Consider the following 9,149-nt stretch of genomic DNA (forward strand, 5'->3'; position numbering starts at 1 on the left):
CACCAAAGGATAATGCATTCAATTCCTTTGTGTTAAAAAGCATAAGAAGGCATCCCACGATAAAAAACGGAGCAATGATTCCTACAAACTCCCATCCTCGCATGGACACACTGCCAAGTAGCCATTGGATGATATGTCTCAATTCTTCACCAGTCAAAGCAATCATAAGCGAAATAAAAGACCCTAGAAATGAACTGACAATGATGCCGGTTAGAATGATGGTTTCGATTTTCATGGATTTCTCAATCATTCTAGCGAAAATTAATACTAACAAAATCGTAATAAGACCAAACAGGATACTGACTGCAGGAAGTGTTAGCATGCCTAGAAAAGGAATTTGAATCCCAAAAAACAAAACACAAACTGCTCCTAATGATGCCCCTGACGAAATACCAAGGGTATAAGGATCAGCTAGTGGATTTTGCAATAAACCTTGAAAAGCAGCACCTGAAATGGCAAGTGCTGCTCCTACTAATCCGGCTAGGATAACCCTGGGTAACCTTATGTCCATCACAATGTTCACCATTGAGGGAGATACATGGTCAGGAATCGGCATGGAAAACCACGCCGCTCCCATAATGGATAAAATGTCTTTTATCGAAATCGAAAAAGTTCCGACACCGATGCCTAGTCCCATTGCCATTAATAAAAATGCCATGGAAATAGGGTAAGCCCATTTTTGTTTATTTTTTGAAAACGTCTGGATAGATGGCTGAGGCAAGTTCCTCTACTCCTTCAATTAATCTTGGTCCTGGTCTTGTTACACGATCGGCATCGACATCATATACAGCTTTATCCTTGATTGCAGTAATGTCATCCCATCCTTTACGTCCCAGAACTTGATTGACTGGGTTTTCTACATAGTTTCCATAGGTAGTAATAATCACTTGTGGATTCATTTGGATATAAGCTTCTTCGGTTAATTGAATCCATCCCTCTTGGTCCCCGGCAGCATTCTTCACATTGATGGATGTCAAGATTTCATTCATAAATGTATTTTTACCTGTTGTATAAATTTCTGGTGCTGGTGAAACTTCAACTACAACACTTTTTTGTTCAGATACAGTAGCTACCTTCTCTTTAATATCTGCTAGCTTTACTTGCATATCTTTAACTAATTTTTCTGCTTCTGCCTTTTTATCCGTTAATTTCCCAATCGTCTCAATGGAATTGTAAACTGTATCAAAGGACTGTGCATCTTCTACTACAAACACTGGAATCCCAGCTTGTCGGATCTGCTCTAGGCCAGCTTCGGAATTGTGTGCCCCTGAAGCATGTGCAAAAACGACATCTGGAGCAAGAGAAATGATTTTCTCTACATTAAATTCCATTCCTCCAATTTTTTCTTTTTTTGTAGCTGCTTCTGGATAGTTATCAAAATCTGAAACTCCAACTACTGCTTTATCTAAATTTAACGCAAATAGTATTTCTGTATTACTAGGAATTAATGAAACAATTTTTTCAGGCTTAGTTTCAAGTGTTACCTCTTTCCCCACTGCGTCTGTCAAAGTTACCGGAAACTCTGCTTTTTCTTCAATCTTAGATGTTTCTTTTTCAACTTTCTTCGGCTCTGTTTCATTGCCACATGCAGCTAACAAAAGGCTTGCTACAAGGACAAGAAGCATCCACAAACTAGAAAACTTTTTCATGATAAACCCTCCAACATTATGATGTGGAGCTACTAAAAGGAAAAAACAAAAAACATCTCCTTAGAAATAAGGAGATGTTAGAAAACGGGTGTATGTATGGTATAAAAGCATAATCAAAAGATTATAAATTATACCGTTCTCTAACACCAAACCTATCCTCGTAGGGTTACTGGTGCTTTAAAAACAGGCAGGTCTCCTGGCTTATGATCATCGCTTCCTACACCTTCCCGATTTGCATCAGTGGATTTATAGGTCACTCCCATATTACAGTGGCGGGACCGCGTTGGATTTTCACCAACTTCCCTTTTAAATGATATAACTCTATCATACCCGTTTTTTCCAATTTAGTTGTCCATCGCTAATTTTACTATTTTCATTAATTTCTGTAAATAAATAATTTTTGTAGGAAAATAATTTGTCTAGAAAATTTGCCCGTTGATTGAAACGAGAGGCATTTGCTTTCCGCGGGGAGGGATGGGAGCCTCCTTTCGCGTTATCCGCCTGTGGGGTCTCCCAATCAACTCAGATAGTTAAATATAAATTACTTACAGAAACAATAAATTTACAACTACCTATAAAAACACCCGCGTCTCCAAATGGAAATCACGGGCGCTTCATTACTTATACTCGTTCTGGATTATTGTACGTTCTTTGTTTTAATGCTTGTTTTTGCCAAACAACAGTGATAAATAACGTTATGGCTAAAATAACTAGACCGAGTACAAACGGCAAAGTGATTTGAACGTCGTATAATAATCCTGCAAATGTTGGTCCCAACACATTCCCAATACTCATATAGGCATTATTCATTCCCATTGCAAAGCCTTGTTCATTACCAGCAAGTTTGGAAATTAGTGTATTGATTACTGGACGCAATATGGATGTCGCAAGGAAAATTAATAAAGAAATTCCAAAAAACAATTCATAACTAGTTGCAAATATTGATAGTAAGAACCCAAATGCAGCAACAGCTAAAAATAAGTTTAAAACTGCTACTTCCCCTAAACGATTGACAACCTTATCCACAACAAATAATTGTACAATTACACTAACAATTCCAGTAGCAGTGACCATAAATGCAATTTGCTGTGGGGTCGCACCGAATTGATCATCCACAAATAATCCAAGTACCGATTCATACGACATCAGTCCAAAGCTCATAACAAGAGTGATGACCAATGGAATGAAGAATGGCATTTTCACTGATAGTGTGATTTTTTTCCACATCGATTCATCAACCGTTGGTGCATGTTTCAGACCAGTATCTTGTACCACTCTGCTTTCTTTAAGTACCACAACGGAAAAAATCACAGAGATAAGAGAGACAATTGCGGATATTAACAATGGTGTTTTTAAACCGAAATCCGCCAAAAATCCGCCTATCCCTGGTCCAATTACAATTCCAAGTGACATCGCTGCAGAAATAAAACTATTTCCTTTCGCTCTTTGTTGAAGTGTAGTGATATCTGACACATAAGCGAAAATAGCAGGAATGAGTAAGGCTGCGCCAATCCCACCGACTACTCGGGATAAATATAGAATCATGATTGAATTGGAACCCCAGAAAATAAACATTGAAATCGTCAAACCCGTCAATCCATAGATAATCATTAATCTTCTGCCGTATTGATCTGCCCATTTTCCCGCAATTGGAGAAAAAACAAGCTGAGCTCCAGCAAAAATAGCGATCATTAAACCAGCAGCTGTACCACCTTGATTAATAGACTTTAAATAAGCTGGCAGGATTGGAATGATAATTCCAAAGCTTCCTATTGCAATAAACATATTAATCATTAAAATCGTCATTTTTTTACGTTGATCTAAAGTCATGTTGTCGTCCCCCCTCCACTTACACACAAACAATAAAGCTTGCAGACATAAAATTGTCCACAAGCTTTATCCTTTTTATTTATAGAATACTTTGTCTACATTATATTTCGACTGAAGTTCATTAATAATGAATGTTTCGTAAATCTCACGTTCTGTTGGATCTTCAACTACACAAACTTCGATTTTATATACTTCGTCTCTGTGATTTCTGATTGGAGAAACATTATCCTCAAAATGCTTTTTAATTCTTTGTCTTAATTTTCTAGCCTTACCTACGAATAAAAGCTCATCATTTATGTTAAAGAACATGAATATGCCGCCTTTATCACGTGGAATCTGATGAAAATCAATAAAACCATAAATTGATGGAATTTCAAATTCATCATGCTTTGATTGCTTACGCTCTGTAATAGTAACATCCGGTGTAGGGATTTCAATTTTAATCACTATATTCCACTTCCTCTTCTTCTGTAAATGTTAATATTATCACAATTCATCTCGAATTCCAATTAATTTCCGGATTGCTTGGCAAAGTTCCGTATTAGCATGCCATGAGATTTCATCATCCCAAGTTTTGCGTAATAAGATTGCAAATGCTCATCACACAGTAAATCAATCATATATATATCATTTAGTTCTTGAAGCATTATTTTTACTAATTGTGCTCCAACTCCTTGGTTTTGGTATTCTGGCAGTACCTCAAGTAAAGGAATATAGGCTGACAAAACTCCATCACTTATTGCGGTAATAAAACCTACTACTTGGTTTGTAGTTTCGTCCAGAGCTAATACAACCCTATGGCTACTTTTTAATAATTTTAAATGCGTCTTGGGCTGAGGTGGATTGGGCCATCCAACAAAAAATCCTTTTAATTGACAAGATTTAATTCCTTGTAAAGATACCGTATATATCATAGTATAATCCACTCCAGTTTTGTTATTTAAAGAACATATAATTATTCGACATTTACATTTTCATTCCTTGCACATTACAAAAATGTAATTTTCATGTAAGTTTTCTCGATAAATGAATATTGGAAGACATAGTAAAATCTCCTTATTAGATTTATAAGGAGGCTTGTTTGTTTTGGAAGAGATTAATATTCAATATTTCCGAGCAATCAATGATTTAGGAAAAGAATTTGACATCTTTAATCCACTGTTTTTAGTGACAGCTGAATATACAGTTTACTTATTAGCTTTGGCACTTCTCGTATTTTGGATTAGTGGTCAGCAGCATAATCGGATGATGGTCATGAGTGCTGGGGCTTCATTTATTGTGGCAGAAATCTTCGGAAAAATAGCTGGACTCTTTCACAGCAATTTCCAACCATTTGCTGAATTAGCTGATGTCAACCAACTGGTAGAAAAAGGTGTCAATAATTCGTTTCCTAGCGATCATACTATTTTATTTTTCTCCATTTGTTTTTCGATTCTGTTCTTTAGAAAAAAATTGGGGTCGTTGTTTGTTATGTTGGCTCTCTGTGTAGGACTTTCTCGAATTGGAGTCGGTGTTCATTATCCAGCCGACGTATTCGTAGGTGCAGTGATTGGGATTATCTCTGCGTATATTGCATTTCGAGTAGTGCCTCAACTTGGGATTTTCAAGTGGCTGTTGAATACCTATGAAAAAGGAGAACGGTTTTTGGTGTCAGGCAAATCAAAGGATATTTCTTGAATTAGAGATTTAAAAGATATGGCGATATGCTAGTAAATAAATTGTATATACTTTTTTAATGGACTAGAGATCATTAGAGTGGTGAAAATTGAAATTTACCGAAAGTTACTGCGTTTGAGCTTTGGTATGGGGAAAAATTTGGATAAACTTCTTCTTTTAGTGAACCATCTTATTTCTCCACTAAAAAAGCAGCACTTCCTCTTTTGTGAGTTGCGCTGCTTACCTCGTATTTCAACTTACACTTATCGTTTTGTTCTTTCTTTTCGCAAAATAGTAAATGCTAAAAATCAACCATATTAACGGTAAGCCTTGTATGAAGAAGAATCTTATAAGGAAAGCAGATGTTGTATCGGTTGGAGGATTGGTTTCAAATGTACCAATATAATAACTCAAAGGTGCTATTAGTATATTTACCGCTAAACTAAGCAATAATGAACTCCAGGCAATAATCGAAGTAGACTTTTCATTACTAGACAATTCATTTCCCCCTTTTTCAAATCAATTATCTGTAATACGTACTAACAATCAAAAAGTTCCATTTTCATCCAACAAAAAAACTTCTCCACATTTGAAGAAGTCCTTTAACCATTCATGAATAATACCCAAAGATAAGTTTGAAACTCACCTTTGGGTATTTTTTATCTATTATCAATTTTCTCCGGATACAGGTCATGGTTCATCATTCTGTATTCAGCCATTTGTTCGAATTTCGTTCCTGGCTTACCGTAGTTTGTGTAAGGATCAATGGAGATTCCGCCACGTGGAGTGAATTTGCCCCAAACCTCAATGTAGCGTGGGTCCATCAATTTGATTAAATCTTTCATGATGATGTTCATGCAGTCTTCATGAAAATCTCCGTGATTACGGAAGCTGAAAAGATATAGTTTCAAAGATTTACTTTCTACCATTTTAATATCAGGAATGTAGCTGATATAGATTGTTGCAAAGTCTGGTTGACCTGTAATAGGGCAAAGACTTGTAAACTCTGGACAGTTGAATTTTACAAAGTAATCTCTGTCTGGATGTTTGTTATCAAATGTTTCTAAGATTTTTGGTGAGTATTCAAATAAATAGTTCACACCTTGGTTTCCAAGTAATGTGATATCCTGTAATTCGTCATTTTTACGTCCTGCCATGTTTATCTCTCCTTAAACTCCTCGTTTGTTACCCCATACAAAGGTATGGAGTTGAGGTAATACTCTAACATTTACTAGTTCTTCACTTGCCATCGTTTTGTCGATGAGCCATTCATACTTTTTAATTAACTGTAGCATCAACTTTGTGGAATCCTCCTCTAGAAGGTCCTCGTTGCCTACTTGCACAAAAAATGGAATGTTAGGATAGCGCTGATGAACCTCTTTTGCATACTCGAAATCTCTGTCATCAAAAACTACAACCTTTAAGCTCACATTCTTTGTTCGATCAGCTATCTGTAACTTTTCAAAAATTTCATCCAGCTTTTCAAAATCAGTTTTCATACTAGAGCTTGGTGGTTTTGGTGAAATCGTCAAATCATCTATATCTAGCAACCAATCCTGCCAACGGCTTCCTTGTGTTTCAATCGCAACTTGTATACCTTGTTCATGAAGTAAATCAATCAATTCACTAAGATTACTTAAAAGTGCAGGATTACCACCTGAAATCGTAACATGACCAAATGTGTTGCCACCAATGCTTTTGAGTTCTTCCCATATCTGCTCAGCAGTCATTTGTTTAATATCGTTTTTTCCACTTCCGTCCCATGTAAAGGCTGAATCACACCACGAGCAAGAATAATCACAGCCAGCTGTCCGGACAAACATCGTTTTCTGACCGACGACCATTCCTTCACCTTGTACAGTGGGTCCGAAAATTTCTAAAACGGGAAACTTCTTCATGACTGTATGTTAGCTTTCGGACGGAATATTACGTAGCTCGTAGGTGTTTCACGTAAAAAGATTTGCAGGCATTTTGGTTGATTTGGAAGCTGGTCTAAATGAGCTTGAATGATCTCATACATTTTTCTAGCCGTGACTTCCGTTGTAGGAAAATCATTTGAATTTGTATCATCGAATACATCATGATGGTCGTTCATTACCGTATGATCAAATTTATCATGCAGTAATGTTTTAACATCTTTAAAGTTCACAAGGAAACCTGAAGCATCCAGATTATCTCCTGCTATCGTTACATTCGCAAAGTATGTGTGTCCGTGAGTTTGCTGGCATTTTCCTGCCGCTTCATGAGGCACATAATGTGCTGCTGCAAAATGAAAATCCTTGTTCAGTTCATATTGAAAAGAATGTGAAACAACTGGATAGATTTGTTGAATCATTCCGTTACACCCTCTTTTTCTGCCAAATATTCGTCTAGACCTCTCTTACGAAGCTTACATGCTGGGCATTCGCCACACCCATCACCTATGATTCCGTTATAGCAAGTCAACGTTTTTTCACGAACGTATTCGAAAGCTCCTAATTGATCAGCCAGTTCCCATGTCTGGGCCTTGTTTAACCACATTAGTGGAGTATCAATGACAAAATCATAGGCCATTGAAAGATTAAGTGTTACATTCAGTGATTTAATGAATACATCTCTACAATCTGGGTATCCACTGAAGTCCGTTTCACATACACCTGTGACGATGTGCTTCGCTGCTACTTGCTTTGCCAAAACTCCAGCGAAGGATAGGAAAAGTAAGTTACGACCATCAACAAATGTGTTTGGTACACTACCTTCAGATTCTTCTATTTCAATATCCCTTGTCAATGCGTTAGGAGCTAATTGATTCAACAGGGACATGTCTAAAATATGATGCTTTATATTCAAATCATTTGTGATTGCTTTTGCACACTCTATTTCTTCCTTGTGTCTTTGACCGTAATCAAACGTTACGGCGATGACCTCTTTAAATTCCTTCATTGCCCAAAATAGACAAGTAGTACTATCTTGACCACCGCTAAAAACGACAACTGCCTTTTCATTTTTCATTTCATTTCTTCCCTTCTATTAAGAAAGAGAAGCCTTGAACTTTCCCTATTTACCAAAAGAAAACAGAAAAAAACCATACCTAAAGAAGATATCGTTCCTTCAATAGTTTTTTATAGAGGGAGTTCACGAACCTCTCCTGCACAAATCAGTACAGAATTTCTACTTTTAGTTTTACCTTGAACACTATAGCATATTTGCATTATTTATGAAATGGATAAAAATTGTCACTGAATTAGTCCATCAAATTAAGCAAAATCTTCATTAATAGAAACAGAATATGTTAATGGGTTCTTTAAGATGGAATAATATGTTAAAATATATCCATTCATATCCAGGAGTGAAGAATCTATGCCAATGGAGCAAGAAACAATGAGTTTGTTAATAGGTGGATTTTCAATTGTCATGGGTATTACTGTTTTTATAGTAGTTCTTTTATTTCTATCCAAAAATCGTAAACCCAATAGAACTTCGTATGGATTAGTTCTAGCTCATTTAGGCTTTTTAAGTTGGGCAATCAGCCATTCACTAAGTGCACTTAGATTGGATATTAAACATTCCATGGCTTCTGAAGAAATATCCCTCCGACTAGGTACTGCAGGAGTGTTATGGGCAATTAGTATGTTATTCCTAATAATTGCTTTGATAAAATTTCCCACGGAGAAAATAAAATAAAGGCACCTATAATACGATGCCTCAATTAAGAATTTATGGTATTAATAAAATTTTCCCTGTACTTTTCCTACTCTCCAAAAGCCTATGTGCCTCAGCTCCATTCTCTAATGAAAAAGTTGTCGGTTTATCGATTTTGATTCTTTCGTTAATTATCCAATTAAACAATTGCTTTGATCTAACTTCTCTTTCTTCAAATGAAGTAAGGACATTCCATAGGTCTCCGCCGGTTAAGGTTTTTGAAGTATCCATAAGCATTCTTGGGTCGACTGGAGCTGGATCTCCCCCTGCCATCCCATAAAATACGACAGTTCCGCCAGTGCGTGTTGCCTCAAAGCTATCAGTCAAGGTTGA

The 9,149-nt window shown here is 36.5% G+C and carries 12 protein-coding genes and 2 riboswitches; of the genes, 2 read left to right on the forward strand and 10 right to left on the reverse strand.

Features of this window, described 5'->3' with window-relative positions:
- From DBX25_RS21330 to DBX25_RS11730, 5 genes are all read right to left on the reverse strand, one after another.
- Positions 1-721 (reverse strand): FecCD family ABC transporter permease (locus tag DBX25_RS21330; protein WP_240620266.1); only part of this gene is annotated, 721 nt, incomplete at its 3' end.
- Positions 684-1,649 (reverse strand): ABC transporter substrate-binding protein, encoded by a 966-nt coding sequence (locus DBX25_RS11715; protein ID WP_108670988.1) that lies wholly within the window; start codon positions 1,647-1,649, stop codon positions 684-686. The genes DBX25_RS11715 and DBX25_RS21330, both read right to left, overlap by 38 nt.
- Before the next feature lie 169 nt (positions 1,650-1,818).
- Positions 1,819-1,998: riboswitch (cobalamin riboswitch) on the reverse strand.
- A gap of 272 nt (positions 1,999-2,270) precedes the next feature.
- Complete coding sequence (locus tag DBX25_RS11720) at positions 2,271-3,479, reverse strand: MFS transporter (RefSeq protein WP_108670989.1); 1,209 nt, start codon at positions 3,477-3,479, stop codon at positions 2,271-2,273.
- Between the two features lie 75 nt (positions 3,480-3,554).
- A complete protein-coding gene (locus tag DBX25_RS11725) occupies positions 3,555-3,926 on the reverse strand; it encodes a nucleotide excision repair endonuclease (protein WP_108670990.1) in 372 nt (123 codons plus the stop codon).
- Between the two features lie 62 nt (positions 3,927-3,988).
- A complete protein-coding gene (locus DBX25_RS11730) occupies positions 3,989-4,393 on the reverse strand; it encodes a GNAT family N-acetyltransferase (protein ID WP_108670991.1) in 405 nt (134 codons plus the stop codon).
- Between the two features lie 172 nt (positions 4,394-4,565).
- On the opposite strand from DBX25_RS11730, the gene DBX25_RS11735 reads away from it, so the two are divergent.
- Complete coding sequence (locus tag DBX25_RS11735; protein ID WP_108670992.1) at positions 4,566-5,156, forward strand: undecaprenyl-diphosphatase; 591 nt, start codon at positions 4,566-4,568, stop codon at positions 5,154-5,156.
- Positions 5,157-5,794: 638 nt separating this feature from the next.
- On the opposite strand, the gene queF is transcribed toward DBX25_RS11735, so the two are convergent.
- The 4 genes from queF to queC are packed head-to-tail and all read right to left on the reverse strand — an operon-like array spanning position 5,795 to position 8,126.
- Positions 5,795-6,292, reverse strand: a complete 498-nt coding sequence (gene queF, locus DBX25_RS11745; protein WP_108670994.1) for a preQ(1) synthase — start codon at positions 6,290-6,292, stop codon at positions 5,795-5,797.
- 12 nt (positions 6,293-6,304) lie between these two features.
- Positions 6,305-7,033, reverse strand: coding sequence for a 7-carboxy-7-deazaguanine synthase QueE (gene queE, locus DBX25_RS11750; RefSeq protein ID WP_108670995.1), 729 nt, complete (start codon positions 7,031-7,033; stop codon positions 6,305-6,307).
- Positions 7,030-7,470, reverse strand: coding sequence for a 6-pyruvoyl trahydropterin synthase family protein (locus DBX25_RS11755; protein WP_108670996.1), 441 nt, complete (start codon positions 7,468-7,470; stop codon positions 7,030-7,032). The genes queE and DBX25_RS11755 overlap by 4 nt, the downstream gene beginning before the upstream one ends.
- Entirely contained in the window at positions 7,467-8,126 is a 660-nt protein-coding gene (gene queC / locus DBX25_RS11760; RefSeq protein ID WP_108670997.1) for a 7-cyano-7-deazaguanine synthase QueC, read from the reverse strand. The genes DBX25_RS11755 and queC overlap by 4 nt, the downstream gene beginning before the upstream one ends.
- 96 nt (positions 8,127-8,222) lie before the next feature.
- A riboswitch (PreQ1 riboswitch) is annotated at positions 8,223-8,266 on the reverse strand.
- A 208-nt stretch (positions 8,267-8,474) separates the two neighbouring features.
- On the opposite strand from queC, the gene DBX25_RS11765 reads away from it, so the two are divergent.
- Entirely contained in the window at positions 8,475-8,798 is a 324-nt protein-coding gene (locus tag DBX25_RS11765; RefSeq protein WP_108670998.1) for a hypothetical protein, read from the forward strand.
- Positions 8,799-8,831: 33 nt separating this feature from the next.
- Here the strand turns inward: DBX25_RS11765 and DBX25_RS21335 are convergent.
- The coding region (locus tag DBX25_RS21335) for a zinc-binding dehydrogenase (protein ID WP_240620267.1) at positions 8,832-9,149 on the reverse strand (318 nt) is incomplete at its 5' end.

The sequence above is a fragment of the Peribacillus acanthi genome, from assembly GCF_003073175.1.
GTDB lineage: Bacteria > Bacillota > Bacilli > Bacillales > DSM-1321 > Bacillus_BN > Bacillus_BN acanthi.